This window comes from Paracoccus sp. T5 (genome assembly GCF_048538155.2).
Taxonomy (GTDB): Bacteria; Pseudomonadota; Alphaproteobacteria; order Rhodobacterales; family Rhodobacteraceae; genus Paracoccus.
Window position 1 is genome coordinate 2075967 of record NZ_CM135809.1, and the last position, 15761, is coordinate 2091727.

The 15761-nt window shown below is 68.0% G+C and carries 17 protein-coding genes; 4 read left to right on the plus strand and 13 right to left on the minus strand.

Translation table 11 applies throughout. From position 1 onward, the window contains the following. The first annotated feature begins 169 nt into the window (after positions 1-169). The gene (locus ACNR9W_RS10265) at positions 170-1621 is read left to right on the plus strand and encodes a TrkH family potassium uptake protein (protein ID WP_419267421.1); all 1452 of its coding nucleotides are present in this window, start codon (positions 170-172) and stop codon (positions 1619-1621) included. On the opposite strand, the gene ACNR9W_RS10270 is transcribed toward ACNR9W_RS10265, so the two are convergent. Continuing rightward, a complete protein-coding gene (locus ACNR9W_RS10270; protein ID WP_419267420.1) occupies positions 1618-2991 on the minus strand; it encodes a peptidoglycan-binding domain-containing protein in 1374 nt (457 codons plus the stop codon). The two genes, ACNR9W_RS10265 and ACNR9W_RS10270, sit on opposite strands and share 4 nt — an antisense overlap. Before the next feature lie 124 nt (positions 2992-3115). Between ACNR9W_RS10270 and ACNR9W_RS10275 the strand changes: the two genes are divergently transcribed. From ACNR9W_RS10275 to glyS, 3 genes are read left to right on the plus strand one after another with little or no spacing between them, the layout of a single operon-like run. Beyond that, positions 3116-4039 (plus strand): glycine--tRNA ligase subunit alpha, encoded by a 924-nt coding sequence (locus ACNR9W_RS10275; protein WP_419267419.1) that lies wholly within the window; start codon positions 3116-3118, stop codon positions 4037-4039. Further along, positions 4036-4512 (plus strand): DUF6446 family protein, encoded by a 477-nt coding sequence (locus ACNR9W_RS10280; protein ID WP_419267417.1) that lies wholly within the window; start codon positions 4036-4038, stop codon positions 4510-4512. The genes ACNR9W_RS10275 and ACNR9W_RS10280 overlap by 4 nt, the downstream gene beginning before the upstream one ends. Further along, positions 4512-6824 carry a glycine--tRNA ligase subunit beta gene (gene glyS, locus ACNR9W_RS10285; RefSeq protein WP_419267416.1) on the plus strand — a complete coding sequence of 771 codons (2313 nt, stop codon included), beginning with the start codon at positions 4512-4514 and terminating at the stop codon, positions 6822-6824. The genes ACNR9W_RS10280 and glyS overlap by 1 nt, the downstream gene beginning before the upstream one ends. A 152-nt stretch (positions 6825-6976) precedes the next feature. On the opposite strand, the gene ACNR9W_RS10290 is transcribed toward glyS, so the two are convergent. The 12 genes from ACNR9W_RS10290 to ACNR9W_RS10345 all read right to left on the minus strand — a co-directional run bounded on the left by ACNR9W_RS10290 (position 6977) and on the right by ACNR9W_RS10345 (position 15708). Further along, positions 6977-7756 (minus strand): succinate dehydrogenase iron-sulfur subunit, encoded by a 780-nt coding sequence (locus tag ACNR9W_RS10290; RefSeq protein WP_419267415.1) that lies wholly within the window; start codon positions 7754-7756, stop codon positions 6977-6979. A 13-nt stretch (positions 7757-7769) separates the two neighbouring features. Next, the gene (locus tag ACNR9W_RS10295) at positions 7770-8615 is read right to left on the minus strand and encodes a hypothetical protein (RefSeq protein WP_419267414.1); all 846 of its coding nucleotides are present in this window, start codon (positions 8613-8615) and stop codon (positions 7770-7772) included. After that, positions 8615-8938, minus strand: coding sequence for a hypothetical protein (locus ACNR9W_RS10300; protein WP_419267413.1), 324 nt, complete (start codon positions 8936-8938; stop codon positions 8615-8617). The genes ACNR9W_RS10295 and ACNR9W_RS10300 overlap by 1 nt, the downstream gene beginning before the upstream one ends. 4 nt (positions 8939-8942) lie before the next feature. After that, a complete protein-coding gene (locus tag ACNR9W_RS10305) occupies positions 8943-9311 on the minus strand; it encodes a hypothetical protein (RefSeq protein ID WP_419267412.1) in 369 nt (122 codons plus the stop codon). Continuing rightward, positions 9311-11113, minus strand: a complete 1803-nt coding sequence (gene sdhA, locus ACNR9W_RS10310; RefSeq protein WP_419267411.1) for a succinate dehydrogenase flavoprotein subunit — start codon at positions 11111-11113, stop codon at positions 9311-9313. The genes ACNR9W_RS10305 and sdhA overlap by 1 nt, the downstream gene beginning before the upstream one ends. Before the next feature lie 7 nt (positions 11114-11120). Continuing rightward, complete coding sequence (locus tag ACNR9W_RS10315) at positions 11121-11507, minus strand: succinate dehydrogenase, hydrophobic membrane anchor protein (protein ID WP_419267410.1); 387 nt, start codon at positions 11505-11507, stop codon at positions 11121-11123. Positions 11508-11520: 13 nt separating this feature from the next. Then, positions 11521-11910, minus strand: a complete 390-nt coding sequence (sdhC, locus tag ACNR9W_RS10320; RefSeq protein WP_419267409.1) for a succinate dehydrogenase, cytochrome b556 subunit — start codon at positions 11908-11910, stop codon at positions 11521-11523. Positions 11911-12201: 291 nt separating this feature from the next. Next, on the minus strand, positions 12202-13236 hold the full coding sequence (locus tag ACNR9W_RS10325) for a MaoC family dehydratase (protein WP_419267408.1): 1035 nt from the start codon (positions 13234-13236) through the stop codon (positions 12202-12204). 7 nt (positions 13237-13243) lie between these two features. Beyond that, complete coding sequence (locus tag ACNR9W_RS10330; protein WP_419267407.1) at positions 13244-13450, minus strand: DUF1737 domain-containing protein; 207 nt, start codon at positions 13448-13450, stop codon at positions 13244-13246. Next, positions 13450-14001, minus strand: a complete 552-nt coding sequence (locus ACNR9W_RS10335; RefSeq protein ID WP_419267406.1) for an NnrU family protein — start codon at positions 13999-14001, stop codon at positions 13450-13452. The genes ACNR9W_RS10330 and ACNR9W_RS10335 overlap by 1 nt, the downstream gene beginning before the upstream one ends. Positions 14002-14043: 42 nt before the next feature. After that, entirely contained in the window at positions 14044-14886 is an 843-nt protein-coding gene (locus ACNR9W_RS10340; protein ID WP_419267405.1) for an HpcH/HpaI aldolase/citrate lyase family protein, read from the minus strand. An 81-nt stretch (positions 14887-14967) separates the two neighbouring features. Then, entirely contained in the window at positions 14968-15708 is a 741-nt protein-coding gene (locus ACNR9W_RS10345) for a sulfite exporter TauE/SafE family protein (protein WP_419267784.1), read from the minus strand. Between the last annotated feature and the right edge of the window lie 53 nt (positions 15709-15761).

Sequence of the window (15761 nt, forward strand, 5' to 3'; positions counted from 1 at the left end):
ATGACAAGTTGCGCAAAAGGTAACCTCTGCGGCCGGTCCGTTCAAGGGGCGGGCCGCGCTTGCGATGCGCCCCGATGGTATGCGGACGGGTTTTGCACCCCGCGTGCCATCCCGGCGGCCCGAAGCTGCCGGCTTGACGCGCGCCGGGCGGCGCGGCAAGCAGGGCCGCATGATCGACCTGCGTCCCGTGGCCCATCCGATTGGAAAGATCGTCGTCGCCGTGGGCGGCGCGATGCTGCTTCCGATGATGGTCGACATGTGGCACGACGACCCGCACTGGATGGTCTTCCTGGAATGCGCGCTGGTCACGATGATCGCGGGCACGCTGATCGCGGTGGCCACGCGCGGCGATTACCGGTCGCTGAAGATCCAGCAGGCCTTTCTGCTGACCTCGGGCCTCTGGGCGGTGCTGCCGATCTTCGGGGCCCTGCCCTTCGTCCTGGGCCAGCCCCAGGTCAGCTTTCTTGACGCCTATTTCGAGGCCATGTCCGGCGTCACCACCACCGGCACGACCGCCTTTCCCGACCTCGACAGCCTGCCGCGCGGCACGCATCTGTGGCGGGCGCTGCTGCAGTGGATGGGGGGCCTAGGGATCGTGGTCGTGGCCATGGTCTTCCTGCCGGTGATGAAGGTTGGCGGCATGCAGTTCTTCCGGTCCGAGGGCTTTGATACCTTGGGCAAGGTCCTGCCCCGCGCGGGCGAGATCGCCTCCGAGATGACCTGGATCTATGTCCTGATGACCGGCGCCTGCGCGATCACCTACATGATTCTGGGCATGACCGGCTTTGACGCGATCGTGCATGCGATGACCACCTGCTCGACCGGCGGATTCTCGAACTACGACGCCAGCTTCGGGGCCTATCTGGGCGGGCCGGAATGGGCGGCCTCGGTCTTCATGATCATGGCCTCGATCCCCTTCATCCGGCTGGTGCAGGCGATGCGCGGCAATGTCGTGCCGCTGTGGCAGGACCGGCAGATCCGGACCTATCTGCGCTGGATCTTCTATGCCTGCGCGCTGATCCTCAGCTACCGGCTGCTCTACATGCACCAGGACGCCCATCTGGGCGAGGTCATCCGCGAGACGGTCTTCAACACGGTGACGCTGTTTTCCGGCACGGGCTATGGCTCGACCGATGTCACGGCCTGGGGGCACCTGCCGCTGGCGCTGCTGATCGTGGTGGGGCTGATCGGCGGCTGCACCGGCTCCACCGGCTGCTCGATCAAGATCTTCCGCTACCTGGTCCTGCTGGAGGCGGTGCGCGCCCAGATCCGCCGGATGCATACCCCGCACCGGGTCTATCCGCTGCGCTACGAGGGGCAGCCCCTGGACCAGGACATCATCGATTCCGTGATGGCCTTCTTTACCCTCTTCATGCTGACCTTCGGCCTGCTGATCGTCGGGTTGGCAATGACCGGGTTGCATCCGCGCACGGCCCTCACGGCCGCCTGGACGGCCATCGCCAATGTCGGGCCGGCCTGGGGCCCCGAGATGAGCGCCAACGGCTCGGTCGTCAACTTTCCCGAAGCCGCCAAGCTGATGATGATCCTGGGGATGTATCTGGGCCGGCTGGAGCTGGTCTCGGTCCTGGTGCTGCTGCTGCCGCGCTTCTGGCGGGCCTAGGGCGCGGCCTCGGCCGTGGCCTCCGTCGTCTCGGGCATGGCGGCGGCATCGCCGGCGGGCAGCACGCTGTCGGGCCGGGCCTCGTCCCGGCCCTCGTTCCGGCCAGGCGCGTGCCGGGACAGGCTGTCGCTGATCTCGGCCAGGATGCGGGTCCGGGTTTCGGCGTCCGAGGCCGGCCAGATCAGCACATAGCCCTCGGCCCGCCCGTCGCGCACCCAGCCTTCGGCCGAACCCAGGTGATCGGCGTTGCTCCCTTGCAGCCGAACATGGCCCCGCCGCACCTCGCGCTCGGGGCGCGGCACCCAGCCGAGCGCCGTCACCAGCCCCGCCAGGTCCAGCAACTCCTGCTGGCCGCCGGGCTGGCTGAAGAGGATCAGCGCCGCGCCCGAGCCGTCCTGCGGGCCATAGATCGACAGGGCGCGTTCGGCGCGGTCAAAGTCCAGCGCCTGCATGGGCGCCACCAGCGACAGGCCGGTGGCCTCGTCCTCCAGCCGCTCCAACCCGATCTCGGCGCGCCAGGCTTCGCGCCGCTCGATCAGCGCCTGCAGCGCGGTGCCGGGATCTGTGGACGCGCGGCTGCCGGCGATCTCGGCCTGGATCGCCGCGCGGGTCATCGGGCCGTCCTTGCCATCGATGTCACCTTGGTAGTGCCCCGCCCATCGCAGCGCGCGCTGCGCCTCGTCCAGCGGCGGCAGGGGACGCGTATCGCCGGGTGCGGGCAGGTCCGGGGCCTCGCCCTCCTCGACCATGCGGCCCAGATCGGCGGAATCGGCGATCAGCGTGTCGGCAGGCACCTGCTGCGCCTCGGTCAGGATCGGCAGCCAGGCACGGGCGGCGGCGTCCTCGACCGGACCCAGGGTCACGGCGAACCAGCCGTCGGGCAGCTGCCACAGGCCGGCGCCGGGAAACTCCGCGCGCAGCCGCTCCAGCGCCGCACGGGCCTCAGGCTCGGCCTCATGGGCCTCCAGCCGCAGATAGGTGCCGCTCTGCACAGGGTCGGCCGGCGCGGCATCGGCCGCCGGCTCGGCCTGGTCCCCGTCCGCGGCAGGCTCGGGCGCCGCGCCAAGCCGCGCCAGGGGGGTGCCGGCGGGCGGAACGCTGACAAAGCTGTCGCCCGGCACCAGCCCCTGACCCTTCAGCTCCGACAGCCGCTCCAGCGCCGCGTCGCGCTCCAGCGGACCGATGGCGATGCCCGTCCAGCCCCCCGGCAGCGGCAGCGTCACCACGTCGTCGAACCGCCGGGCCCAGCCCGCCGCCGCCTCGGCCGCCGCCTCGGGCGAGCGCTTCGCCTCCAGCCGGATCAGCGCCTCCTGCGCCATTGCCGCACCCGGCAGCATCCCCGCCAGAACCATCACCGCCAAGCGCCGCATGCCGGCCTCCTTCACTGTCTGCCTGTCGCGGGTCCTCCCCGCGGGCGGGCCTTTATTGACCCTGTTCTCCGGCGCGCCTAGAAGACGCGCACGCCTCAGCCGATCTACGCAAAAGGATGGCATCATGACCAGCCCCAACCGACCCCGCAGCTTTCAGGAGATCATCTTGGCGCTGCAGAATTACTGGGCCGACAAGGGCTGCGCCGTCCTGCAACCCTATGACATGGAAGTGGGCGCCGGCACCTTCCACCCCGCCACGACCCTGCGCGCCTTGGGCAGCCGGTCCTGGGCCGCGGCCTATGTCCAGCCCTCGCGCCGCCCCACCGACGGCCGCTATGGCGAGAACCCGAACCGGTTGCAGCACTATTACCAGTACCAGGTCATCATCAAGCCATCGCCCCCGGACCTGCAGGAGCTGTACCTGGGCAGCCTGCGCGCGATCGGCCTGGACCCGATGATCCACGACGTCCGCTTCGTCGAGGATGACTGGGAAAGCCCGACCCTGGGCGCCTGGGGCCTGGGATGGGAGGTCTGGTGCGACGGGATGGAGGTCAGCCAGTTCACCTATTTCCAGCAGGTCGGCGGCCATGACTGCAAGCCCGTCTCGGGCGAACTGACCTATGGCCTGGAACGCCTGGCCATGTATGTGCTGGGCGTCGAACATGTCATGGACATGCCCTTCAACGCGCCGGACGCACCGATCCCGCTCAGCTATGGCGACATCTTCCGGCAGACCGAACAGGAATACAGCCGCTGGAACTTCGACCAGGCCGATACCGAGATGCTGTTCCAGCACTTCAAGGACGCCGAGGCCGAATGCGCCCGCATTCTGGAGGCCGCTGACACCGACAGCGCCGGGCGCCGCATCCCGATGGCGCACCCGGCCTATGACCAGGCGATCAAGGCCAGTCACCTCTTCAACCTCTTGGACGCGCGCGGCGTGATCAGCGTGACCGAACGGCAGGCCTATATCGGCCGCGTGCGCGCGCTGGCCAAGGGCTGCGCCGACCTGTTCCTGACCACCGACGCGGCCGGTGCGGCCCAATGAACTGGGGCAAGCTCGCGGCCATCGCCCTGCTGGGCAGCGCCATCGCCGCCGGGGCGGGCATGTGGTATGCGCAGGAATACGGCTATTACGATCCCATCGACCCGAACGGCCCCGGCGCCGCGCTGGGCATCACTACGCCCGCCGGCCAGCAGCCGCTGGTCCTGACCGGGTTCGAGGGGATCGACGCCGACAGTTCCCCCCTGCGCTGGCGCGCCTGCGCGATGGTCGAGGACATTCCCGCCGATGCCCTGCCCTTCGACGGTGCCACGCCGCTGGTCGGGCCGCGCTGGTTCGGCTGCTTCGATGCCGCCCGCATCGGTGAGGACCTGGAAAGCGGCGCCGCCCGCGCCGTCCTGTCGGTCAGCGACATCCGCCCCGACGTGGACCGCGTGCTGGCCGTCTATCCCGACGGCCGCGTCTATGGCTGGCACCAATACAACGACAAGACCCCGGAACGCGGAGTGATGGACTGATGCCCGACCTGCTGATCGAGCTTTTCTCGGAAGAAATTCCCGCCCGCATGCAGGCCCGCGCGCGCGAGGACCTGAAACGCCTGGTGACCGAGGGGCTGGTCCAGGCCGGCCTGACCTATGCCGGGGCCGGCGCCTTCTCGACCCCCCGCCGCCTGGCCCTGGCCGTCGAGGGCCTGACCGCCCACAGCCCCACCACACGTGAGGAACGCAAGGGTCCGCGCACCGACGCGCCCGATGCCGCGCTGGAGGGTTTCCTGCGCTCGACCGGCCTGACCCGCGACCAGCTTCAGGCGCGCGACGACAAGAAGGGCAAGGTCTGGTTCGCCGTGATCGAACGCCCCGGCCGCCCCGCCGCCCAGATCGTGGCCGAAGTGCTGGAAGCCGCGATCCGCAACTTTCCCTGGCCCAAGTCGATGCGGTGGGGCGCGGGCAGCCTGCGCTGGGTGCGCCCGCTGCATTCGATCCTCTGCATCCTTTCCGATGAGGCCGGGGCCGAGACGGTCCCCCTGACCATGGATGGCATCACCGCCGGCAACACCACGCGCGGCCACCGCTTCATGGCGCCCGACGCCTTCACCGTCACCGGCTTTGACGATTACGCCGCCAAGCTGCGCCGCGCCCGCGTCATGCTGGACGCCGCCGAACGGGAGGCCGAGATCCGCCAGCAGGCCGAGAACCTGGCCTTTGCCCGCGGCTGGCAGATCGTCCCCGACGAGGCCCTGATGGCCGAGGTCGCGGGCCTGGTCGAATGGCCCGTCCCCCTGATGGGCGTGGTCGAGGACCGCTTCCTGGCCCTGCCGCCCGAGGTCCTGCAGACCTCGATGAAGGAACACCAGAAGTTCTTCTCGGCCCTGAACCCCGCCACGGGCCGGATCGAGGGCTTTGTCACCGTCGCCAATATCGAGACGCCCGATGACGGCGCGACGATCCTGGCCGGCAACCAGCGCGTGCTGGCCGCGCGCCTTTCCGACGCCGCCTTCTTCTGGGAAAACGACCTGCGCGAGGCGAAGTCGGGAATGGAGGCATGGCGCGACGGCCTCGCCTCGGTCACCTTCCACAACAAGCTGGGCTCGCAGGCCGACCGGATCGAACGCATCGCGGCCCTTGCCCGCGAGATCGCCCCGCTGGTCGGGGCCGACCTTGACCAAACCGAACGCGCCGCACGACTGGCCAAGCTGGACCTGCGTTCCGCGATGGTCGGAGAGTTCCCCGAACTGCAGGGCACGATGGGCCGCTATTACGCGCTGGAGGCCGGAGAGCCCGACGCCGTGGCCGACGCCGCCCGCGACCACTACTCGCCCCTCGGCCCCTCCGATGCGGTGCCGACCGCCCCCGTTTCGGTCGCCGTGGCGCTGGCCGACAAGATCGACACGTTGGCGGGGTTCTGGGCGATCGACGAGAAGCCGACAGGGTCAAAAGATCCATTTGCGCTGCGGCGGGCGGCATTGGGAGTGATCCGCTTGCTGCAAGGAGGGTCGACAACGGCACCATTTACACAGATCGCTGAACAAGCCGTGAGGCGTTCGGTAAAATCTGCTCTCTTCAATGGTGCGGTAGGAACAAAAGTCCTAGCAAAGACCACGGCACCGGACGGGCAGCCTATTGCAGCAGAGAAACATTTTATTCTTCCTGCGGCGATCCGAGCAGGAGACATGGTGTTGGCTAGCAAGGCGGCAGAGCATGACGTTAATGCAGCTATAGACGCAGGCGACTTCTACTTTACCGGTCACAACGAAATACAGCCGTTCGAGGATCAGGCGAAAGTCCTTCCATATCGTGAAACTTCCAGCGACCTCCTTTCCTTCCTCCACGACCGCCTCAAGGTCTACCTCCGCGATCAGGGCATCCGGCACGACATCATCGACGCCGTGCTGGCGCAGGAGGGGAACGACGACCTCGTCCGCGTGACCGCCCGGGCGACCGCGCTGAACGACATGCTGGCGACCGAGGACGGGCGGAACCTGACCCAGGGCCTCAAGCGCGCAAGCAACATCCTGACCCAGGCCGAGGAGAAGGACGGCGTCGAATACAGCTTTGGCGCCGACGTAAAATTCGCCGAGACCGACCAGGAGCGCGCCCTCTTCGCCGCGCTGGACCAGGCCGAACCCGCGATCAAGCGCGCCATGCAGGCTGAGGACTACCCCGCCGCGATGACCGCGATCGCCGCCCTGCGCGCCCCCATCGACGCCTTCTTCGAGGCCGTGCAAGTCAACACCGACAGCCAGATCGTCCGGCGCAACCGCCTGAACCTGCTGTCGCGCATCCGCGAGGCCGGCCGCCAGATCGCCGACTTCACCCGCATCGAGGGCTGACCGCGCCCCGCCGCCACCGAAACGAAGAAGGGCCGGAGAGTTTCCTCTCCGGCCCTTCTTCTTTGCCCATTACCTTGCCGGGAGCGCGAGGGGCCGCAAGGCGCCATCGCCGGTGGAGGACTGGCCCCCCGCCCACTCCCGCGCAACGCCGATCACATCGCGCGTTCGACCATCATGTGCTTGATCGAGGCGATGGCCTTGGCCGGGTTCAGCCCCTTGGGGCAGGTGTTGGTGCAGTTCATGATCGTGTGGCAGCGGTACAGCTTGAAGGGATCTTCAAGCTCGTCCAGGCGCTCGCCCGTCGCCTCATCGCGGCTGTCGATGATCCAGCGATAGGCATGCAGCAGGGCTGCCGGCCCCAGGTAGCGGTCGCCGTTCCACCAGTAGGACGGGCAGGAGGTCGAGCAGGAGGCGCAGAGGATGCACTCGTAAAGGCCGTCCAGCTTCTTGCGATCCTCGATCGATTGCTTCCATTCCTTGCCGGGCGTCGGCGACTTGGTCTGCAGATAGGGGTTCACCGAGGCGTGCTGGGCATAGAAATGCGTCAGGTCGGGGATCAGGTCCTTGACCACCGGCATATGCGGCAGCGGATAGATTGCCACATCGCCCTTCACCTCATTGATGCCGAAGATGCAAGCCAGGCGGTTGCCGCCGTCGATGACCATGGCGCAGGACCCGCAGATCCCCTCGCGGCAGGACCGGCGGAAGGACAGCGTCGGGTCGATGTCGTTCTTGATCTTGATCAGCGCGTCCAGGACCATCGGCCCGCACTTGTCTAGGTCGACGAAATAGGTGTCCAGGCGCGGGTTCTCGCCGGTCTCGGGATCCCACCGATAGATCTTGAACTTGCGGACATTCGTGGCGCCCTCGGGCCGGGGCCAGGTCTTGCCGACCCGGATCTGGCTGTTCTTGGGCAGGGTGAACTGGACCATTGGGTAGCTCCTTTCAGAGAGTGCCTTCGGACGGCGCTTCCGCCGTGAACAGGGGTTGCACGCGCGCCACCAGGTCGGCGACGCGGTCGCGGGCATGCGGGTTCAGCGCCAGCCCGTTCAGCCGGCGCAGGAATTCGGTCGAGCCGCCGTTCAGCCGCTCCATCGCGCGGCCCTCCAGCGGCGGCAGCGCGTCGATGCGCGCAGGGTCCAGCCCGGCCAGGCCCAGAAGCTGGCGCCCGGGGCGGTCGGGGTCGGTCTCGTCCTCCAGCCGCAGCCGGGTCACGCGGTCGGCGCCCAGGGCGGCCGTCAGCCGGTCCAGCAGATCCTCCCAGGCCGGCAGGTCCGCCACCTCGGCCCGGAACTGGGACAGGGTGCGGGTATAGCCGTCGGTCCGGACCGCCTGCGCCCAGACCGAGGGAAGCCAGGCCTCCATCCCGCGGGTGTAGAACACATAGCGGGGGTCGAACCCCCGCGCCTGCGCCACCCGGTCCAGCACCTTCAGCATCCGCGGCAGCGCCGGATAGAGCGCCGTCTCTCCGCCATTGCCGGGCATGGCGCCGGCCATGTTCTCGTGGCTGACCAGCACGGTCTGGGGACCGGCAGGCAGCGTGTCCAGCACCTCCTCGAAGGCAATCCTCAGCGCCACGCGCAGGTCCTTGTCGCCCGGCGACAGGCTGCAGGCGACCGCGGCGCGGCCAAGGGGACGCATCGGTGTGCCCTCCTCGGGCGTGCGCAGGATCAGCACGTCGGAAAGTGCGGCCGCCGAGTGCTTGAGGAACCGCTGCAGCGAGGTCGTGCCGGTCTTCTGCACGCCCAGATGCAGGATCAGCGGCCGGCCCTTGGGGGCCGCGTCCGGCATCAGGCGCCCCCCCGCCAGCCCGGCTGATCCGCCAGGGGACGCTGCGGCAACTGGCCCGACATGCGCCGGACGCAGCGGTTGAAGACATCGGACGGGTCGCGGCCCATCACATAGTCGCTGGTCATCTCCAGCTCGACCCGGCCGAAACCCTGCGTTCCGCCCGAGCCTGAACCGATGCCCAACGCCACGTTTCCGCGCGGACGTTGGGCCAGTTCGGCATCGCGCAGGCAGGTCCGTTCGGCCTGGTCCACCGGGACCGGGCCACAGGCCGCCAGCACCGCCAGAAGCGGCACCAGAGCCAGGGAGAACCGCCGCGCGATCATGTCGTCAGACCGAGCGCGCCGCGGCGGCGATGCACTGCGTCGTCGCCGGACGCGAGACGATGGCCGCCACGCTGTCGGCGGTGCCGCTGGCACCCGCGCGCGACATCTGGGCCAGATCGATCATCTCGGCCGTGGTGGCATTGGTGACCACGCAGTTGGTGTAGGGGGCGACGTTCACGCCGGGCAGGCGCTTTTGCATCTCGGCATTGATGACGCCACGGGCCACCTGGGCCGAGGCCGCATCCAGGACCGTCGGGGCCGGGGTCATGACGGGCGCGGTCGGGACCGCAGGGCCTGCGATCGGAACCGGCGCGACGCAACCTGCAAGAGTTGCGGCGGCCAAGCCGAAAGCGGCGATAATGTTGAAGCGCATCAGTAAACCCTTTTCTTCGGAGCGATCTTGTTGAGGTCGATCCCGCCTTCCTCGGCCGTGGTCAGCGGCTCCAGATGAACGGGGCGATAGGCCAGTTTAACCCGGTTCCCCTCGACCCAAGCAAGCGAATGCTTGCGCCAATTGGCGTCATCCCGCTCAGGATAATCCTCGTGCGCATGGGCGCCGCGGCTTTCCTTGCGCGCCTCGGCCGCGACGATGGTCGTCAGGGCGTTCGGCATCAGGTTGGTCAGTTCCAGCGTCTCCATCAGGTCGGTGTTCCAGATCAGACCCCGGTCCGTGACCTTGATGTCATCCATCTTGCCGGCGATGTCTTCCATCTTTCCAACGCCTTCCGCCAGCGTCTTGTCGGTGCGGAACACCGCCGCGTCCAGCTGCATGGTGCGCTGCATCTGGTTGCGCAGCTCGGCCGTGGGCGTCGTGCCCTTGGCGTGGCGCAGCCCGTCAAAGCGGTCCAGCGCCCGGTCCACGGCCCCCTTGTCGGTCGCGGGAACGGCGCCCACGCGGTCGATCACTTGTCCGGCACGAATGGCCGCGGCGCGCCCGAAGACCACCAGGTCGATCAGCGAGTTCGAGCCCAGCCGGTTCGCCCCGTGAACAGAGGCGCAGCCGGCCTCGCCCACTGCCATCAGGCCGGGGAAGATCGCATCGGGATCGCTCTCGGTCGGCGCCAGGACCTCGCCCCAGTAGTTCGTGGGGATGCCGCCCATGTTGTAATGCACCGTCGGCAGCACCGGGATCGGCGCCCGCGTCAGGTCCACGCCGGCAAAGATCTTGGCGCTTTCGCTGATGCCGGGCAGCCGTTCCGCCAGGGTCTCCGGCGGCAGGTGCATCAGGTTCAGGAAGATGTGGTCCTTGTCGGGGCCCACGCCGCGACCCTCGCGGATCTCCATGGTCATGCAGCGGCTGACGACGTCGCGGCTGGCCAGGTCCTTGTAGGTGGGGGCATAGCGCTCCATGAAGCGCTCGCCCTCGGAGTTGGTCAGGTAGCCGCCCTCGCCACGCGCGCCTTCGGTGATCAGACAGCCCGAGCCATAGATGCCGGTCGGATGGAACTGCACGAATTCCATGTCCTGCAGCGGCAGGCCCGCCCGCGCCACCATGCCGCCGCCGTCGCCGGTGCAGGTATGGGCGCTGGTCGCGCTGAAATAGGCGCGGCCATAGCCGCCCGTGGCCAGCACCACCATCTTGGCGTTGAAGACGTGGATCGTGCCGTCATCCAGCTTCCAGCAGACGACGCCGGTGCAGCGGCCGTCGGTGACGATCAGGTCCAGCGCGAAATATTCGATGAAGAATTCGGCGTTGTTCTTCAGCGACTGGCCGTAAAGCGTGTGCAGGATGGCATGGCCGGTGCGGTCGGCGGCGGCGCAGGTGCGCTGGACCGGGGGCCCTTCTCCATATTCGGTGGTGTGCCCGCCGAAGGGGCGCTGGTAGATGCGCCCGTCCTCGGTGCGGGAAAACGGCACGCCGTAATGTTCCAGTTCATAGACGGCCTTGGGCGCCTCGCGCGCCAGGTATTCCATCGCGTCCGTATCGCCCAGCCAGTCCGACCCCTTGACGGTGTCGTACATGTGCCACTGCCAGCTGTCCGGCCCCATGTTCGACAGGGAGGCGGCGATACCGCCCTGCGCCGCAACGGTGTGGCTGCGGGTCGGAAAGACCTTGGTCACGCAGGCCGTGCGCAGCCCCTGTTCGGCCATGCCGAGGGTCGCGCGCAGACCCGCGCCACCCGCTCCGACCACGACGACGTCATATTCATGCGTTTGGGTTTCGTATGCAGCCATGTCGTCCTCAGATCACGGGGATGGTGAAGGCCATCTTCGCCAGCGCGAAGACCGCAGCGGCGATGACGGCCCAGCCAAAGATGGTCATTGCGATGACGCCCGTCCGGTTGGCGGTGCCATGCACATAGTCGTCCAGCATGATCCGCGTGCCCTTGATGAAGTGGATCATGCCCACGATCACGAAAAGCCCGGTGATGATGCCGGGAAAGGGGCGGCCGAAATGGGCGATGACGCCCGCCTGCGACAGGCCGATCGCGCCGCCGACGGTCAGCAGGAACAGCGGCGTCAGGATGACCAGCGCCACCGAGCTGACGGTGATCTGCCAGTGATGGGCGGTGCCCGACCGGGCCGAGCCGAGGCCCGCGGCGGCCTTGCGGGGGGTGATGTAGCGCATGATGTCCCTCGCCTCAGATGAAGAAGATGATCAGGGTGATCAGGGTCAGCACGACCGAGCCGATGATGATCACCCAGGAATTGCGCTTGGCCTCGTCGATCTCCAGGCCGACGCCCGCGTCGTAGAAGAGGTGCCGGATGCCCGACAGTGCATGGAACCACAGCGCCCAGGCCGATCCGGTCAGCACGATGAAGCCGATCCAGGACCGCACCACCCAATCCGCCGCCGCGAAGGCGCCGGGGCTGGTCACGGCCGAGATCAGCCACCAGACCAGCAGCACGATGCCCGCCACCAGCGCATGGCCGGTGATCCGCGTCAGGATCGAGGTCACGGCCGGGATCGGCAGACGATAGACCTGAAGATGGGGGGAAAGCGGCCGGTTACCCCGGTTCACGTCGGCCATTGGCGGCCCTCCTTTGTCGGTTCTGCTTGTCCCGTCGCAGGTGCCCGGATGAGGCTGGGGCTGGCCGCGCGGGCTGGCGATTGACGCTGTCTTGGACATAGTTGTGGCATCTGTCACCGGCAGATGCCACCCCATGTGCCGAAATGACGCTGAAATCCGGCTTTGTGATCACACCCGCCGCGGCTGTGATCACGCTTGTCCTGCTGGCGCCCCGCACCGACGCAGGACAGAGAGGCTGGCGTTGAACCGGCAGGTTCATCTGCCGACTCGGGAGGCGCGGGGCAGTTGCGATCACAAGGGCATCAGCGCCCAGTAATCCAGATCCAGCAGCACCTCGGGCAGATATTTTCCATCCTCGCCCTTCAGGGCCAGGGCCGCGCTGTCGCCCTTGGTCGCCACCAGCCGCAGCCGGATGGCGGCCACGCCCGGTGCGGGCGTGGCCGCCTTGTCCAGAACCTCGGACCAGGCGCGGACCGTGTCGCCCGCGAAACAGGGATTGGCATGGGCCCCCGCATTCAGCGCCACGACCATCTGCGCATTGGCCAGCCCGTTGAAGGACAGCGCCCGCGCCAGGCTGATGACATGGCCGCCATAGATCAGCCGCCGGCCGTCGGGGCGGTTCGTCGCGTCGAAATGCACCTTGGCGGTGTTCTGCCACAGCCGGGTGGCCAGCATGTGCTCGGCCTCCTCAATGGTGACGCCGTCTACATGGTCGATCCTCTCGCCGATCTCGTAATCGCCCCAGCGGTGCGGCTCTCCGGCCAGGTCGAAGTCGTAGTTGGAGAAGTCCAGCCCCTCGGGCAGGACCAGGTCCGCTGGAGCCACGACGGGTGGCAGGTTGGGCACCACCGGTTCCGGCGCCGGGGCCTGGGCATCGCGCTTGCGCACCATCACCCAGCGGACATAGTCCAGCACGACCTCGTCCACCTGGTTCAGGCCGCGGGTGCGCACCCAGACCACGCCCGACTGCCCGTTCGAGTTCTGCTTGACCCCGATGACCTGGCTTTCCGCGCGCAGCGTGTCGCCCGGCCAGACCGGCAGCAGCCAGCGCCCCTGCGCATAGCCCAGGTTCGCCACCGCGTTTAGGCTGACATCCGGGACGGTCTTGCCAAAGACCGTGTGAAAGGCCAGCAGGTCGTCCATCGGACTGCCGTCCAGCCCGCAGGAAATGGCGAACTCGTCCGAGGAATAGAGCGCATACCGCGCGGGATAGAGCGCGTGATACAGCGCCCGTTCCCCTTCGGCGACCGTGCGCGGCACCGCGTGGCGGATGGTCTGGCCGACTGCGTAATCCTCGAAGAACCGTCCCGGATTGGTTTTCGTCATTGCGTCCCTATTGCTGGCCAAGTTTCATGTCGGGGTGATAGTCGGCCTCGATCTCCTTCGTGACCGCCTGGCCGCAGCGCATGACCCCGCGCGCCGCGTCAAAGGACATTGCGGGGCCGCCATGCAGCTGCCAGCCCTTGGACAGGGCCTCGCTGACCCGGTGGCAGAACTGCGAGGTGTCGTCCTCGCTGATCAGGCGATAGATGGTGGGCATCAGGCACCTCCAAAGGGCCAGGGGCCGATCCAGCCGTGGATCACGCCGACCACCAGCATCACGATCAGGGCGCCGACGGCGGCCATCGCCTCCTTGCGCGCGGGGAAGGGGCCGGTGGGGCGGACCCAGGGCAAGGCGCGGTTGATGACCGCCATCTCGACAAAGGCCCAGACCAGCAGGCCGCCGAACAGCACAAAGGACGCCGTGTCGCCGTTCACCAGCAGATGCGCGATCGCCCAGAGCGAAAAGCCCCACAGCTGGGGGTGGCGCGTGCGGGCGGTGACCGCGGTCTTCATGCCCGAGGCCGCAAAGAGGTAGAAGGCCACAAGGACCAGCAGGTTGTTGATGCCGATCAGGGCCGGGTTCGGCCCCCAGTAGAAGGTGCCCTCGGCCCGGCCATAACCCACGACCATCAGGATGATCGACAGCACCAGCGCAAGCGTGACCAGCCCGCGGCCCTTGTCGCCCATGGCAGCGCGCTGGCCGGGCGCCACCCGCTTATAAAGATGCGCGGCCCACCACAGGGCGACGCCAAGGATCAGGATCAGCATCTGGCTTCCTTTATGCTGGACGAAGATGCGCGCAGACTGCCCTTATTGCGCCATCGCCGCAATCGCATCCGCCCGGTCCAGCGTCCTGCGCGCCGTATCCACGTGCAGGTTCTCGACGATCCTGCCGTCGACCACGGCAACGCCCCTGCCCTGCGCGGTGGCCTCCTCGAAGGCCTCGATCTGGCGGCGGGCCAGGTCGATCTCGGCCTCGGTCGGGGCAAAGGCGGCGTTGGCGATCTCCAGCTGCGCCGGATGGATCAGCGTCTTGCCGTCAAAGCCCATGTCGCGGCCCTGTTCGCATTCGGCGCGCAGGCCGTCCTCGTCCTTGAAGGCGTTGAAGACGCCGTCCACGATCACCACTCCATGCGCCTTGGCCGCCAGCAGGCACAGGCCCAGCCCCGCCATCATCGGCAGGCGGTCAGGGCGAAAGCGGCTGCCCAGCTCCTTGGCCAGGTCGTTCGTGCCCATCACCATCCCCTGCAAGCGCGGATGGGCGGCGATGGCGGCGGCGTTCAGCATGCCAAGCGGCGTCTCCATCATCGCCCAGAGGGGCGTGTCGGGCACCAGCGCGGCCACGCGGTCCAGGTCGGCAGGACTGTCCACCTTGGGGATCAGCACGGCATCCGCGGGCAGGGTCGCGCAGGCGCGGGCATCGGCCTCTCCCCAGGGGGTCGACAGCGCATTGATGCGCAGGATGCGGGCGCGTTGGCCGTAATCCTGGGCCAGCGCCTCGGCCAGCGCCTCGCGCGCCGCCTCCTTCTGGTCGGGGGCCACGGCGTCTTCCAGGTCAAAGATGATGGCGTCGGCGGCAAGGCCGCGCGCCTTTTCCATCGCACGGGAATTGGCGGCGGGAATATAGAGAACCGAGCGATAGGGGCGGGCCATGAAAACCTCCGGGCAACAATCTTGCGCAAAGCTGGACCGCCGCGTCAGAAATGGCAAGCCTGATTTTGCCGCACTGCGGCATCAACCCTGCAGCGACTGCCAGATCAGGCGCAACGACACCAGAAGCAGACCCCAGGTGATCAGCCGATAGAACAGCAGCGGCGGCATGATCCGCACCAGCCGCAGCCCCACCCAGACCGCCGCCAAGGCCACCGGCATCAGCGCCGCCGCCGTCAGCAGGTTTGCCCGCGACAGCTGGCCCAGGGCGGCATAGGGGATCAGCTTGACCCAGTTGCCGATGGCAAAGAACCAGGTCGTGGTGCCCGCATAGATCAGCGGCGGCAGCGCCAGGGGCTGGGCATAGACCTGCCACAGCGGCGCGCCGGAATGGCTGACAAAGCTGGTATAGCCCGCCATTCCGCCCCAGAGGCTGCCGGCCTGCGCAGTCGGGCGCCGCGGCGCGGCATTGATGCGCGGCCGCAGCAGCATGTTCAGCGCGAAACCGAGGCCAATGACGCCCACGATCAGCGTCACGCCCCAGACCGGGACGATGCTGGCCGTGGCCCATCCGACGCCGATGCCGATCAGCGCCCCCGGCAGCGCGCAGGCCAGAACCCGGCTGTCGAAGTCGCGGCGAAAGGCGATCAGCCCACCCAGGTCCGACACGACATAGACCGGCAGCAGCAGGCCCGCCGCCTGCACCGGCGACATCACCAGCGACATCAGCGGGACCGAGATGATGCCGACCATGGCCAGCCCGCCCTTGGACAGGCCCACCGCAAAGGCCGCCACGACCGCCAGCGCCCAGCCCGCCCCGTTCAGTTCCAGCATCGACATCTCCTGCACATCGTGCAAGTTGACGCGGGCGTCGCGGA

Bases quoted from the DNA above. Each gene is read 5' to 3' on its own strand.
- ACNR9W_RS10265 (WP_419267421.1), top strand. From the start codon at position 170: ATGATCGACCTGCGTCCCGTGGCCCATCCGATTGGAAAGATCGTCGTC.
- ACNR9W_RS10270 (WP_419267420.1), bottom strand. From the start codon at position 2,991: ATGCGGCGCTTGGCGGTGATGGTTCTGGCGGGGATGCTGCCGGGTGCG.
- ACNR9W_RS10275 (WP_419267419.1), top strand. From the start codon at position 3,116: ATGACCAGCCCCAACCGACCCCGCAGCTTTCAGGAGATCATCTTGGCG.
- ACNR9W_RS10280 (WP_419267417.1), top strand. From the start codon at position 4,036: ATGAACTGGGGCAAGCTCGCGGCCATCGCCCTGCTGGGCAGCGCCATC.
- glyS (WP_419267416.1), top strand. From the start codon at position 4,512: ATGCCCGACCTGCTGATCGAGCTTTTCTCGGAAGAAATTCCCGCCCGC.
- ACNR9W_RS10290 (WP_419267415.1), bottom strand. From the start codon at position 7,756: ATGGTCCAGTTCACCCTGCCCAAGAACAGCCAGATCCGGGTCGGCAAG.
- ACNR9W_RS10295 (WP_419267414.1), bottom strand. From the start codon at position 8,615: ATGCCGGACGCGGCCCCCAAGGGCCGGCCGCTGATCCTGCATCTGGGC.
- ACNR9W_RS10300 (WP_419267413.1), bottom strand. From the start codon at position 8,938: ATGATCGCGCGGCGGTTCTCCCTGGCTCTGGTGCCGCTTCTGGCGGTG.
- ACNR9W_RS10305 (WP_419267412.1), bottom strand. From the start codon at position 9,311: ATGCGCTTCAACATTATCGCCGCTTTCGGCTTGGCCGCCGCAACTCTT.
- sdhA (WP_419267411.1), bottom strand. From the start codon at position 11,113: ATGGCTGCATACGAAACCCAAACGCATGAATATGACGTCGTCGTGGTC.
- ACNR9W_RS10315 (WP_419267410.1), bottom strand. From the start codon at position 11,507: ATGCGCTACATCACCCCCCGCAAGGCCGCCGCGGGCCTCGGCTCGGCC.
- sdhC (WP_419267409.1), bottom strand. From the start codon at position 11,910: ATGGCCGACGTGAACCGGGGTAACCGGCCGCTTTCCCCCCATCTTCAG.
- ACNR9W_RS10325 (WP_419267408.1), bottom strand. From the start codon at position 13,236: ATGACGAAAACCAATCCGGGACGGTTCTTCGAGGATTACGCAGTCGGC.
- ACNR9W_RS10330 (WP_419267407.1), bottom strand. From the start codon at position 13,450: ATGCCCACCATCTATCGCCTGATCAGCGAGGACGACACCTCGCAGTTC.
- ACNR9W_RS10335 (WP_419267406.1), bottom strand. From the start codon at position 14,001: ATGCTGATCCTGATCCTTGGCGTCGCCCTGTGGTGGGCCGCGCATCTT.
- ACNR9W_RS10340 (WP_419267405.1), bottom strand. From the start codon at position 14,886: ATGGCCCGCCCCTATCGCTCGGTTCTCTATATTCCCGCCGCCAATTCC.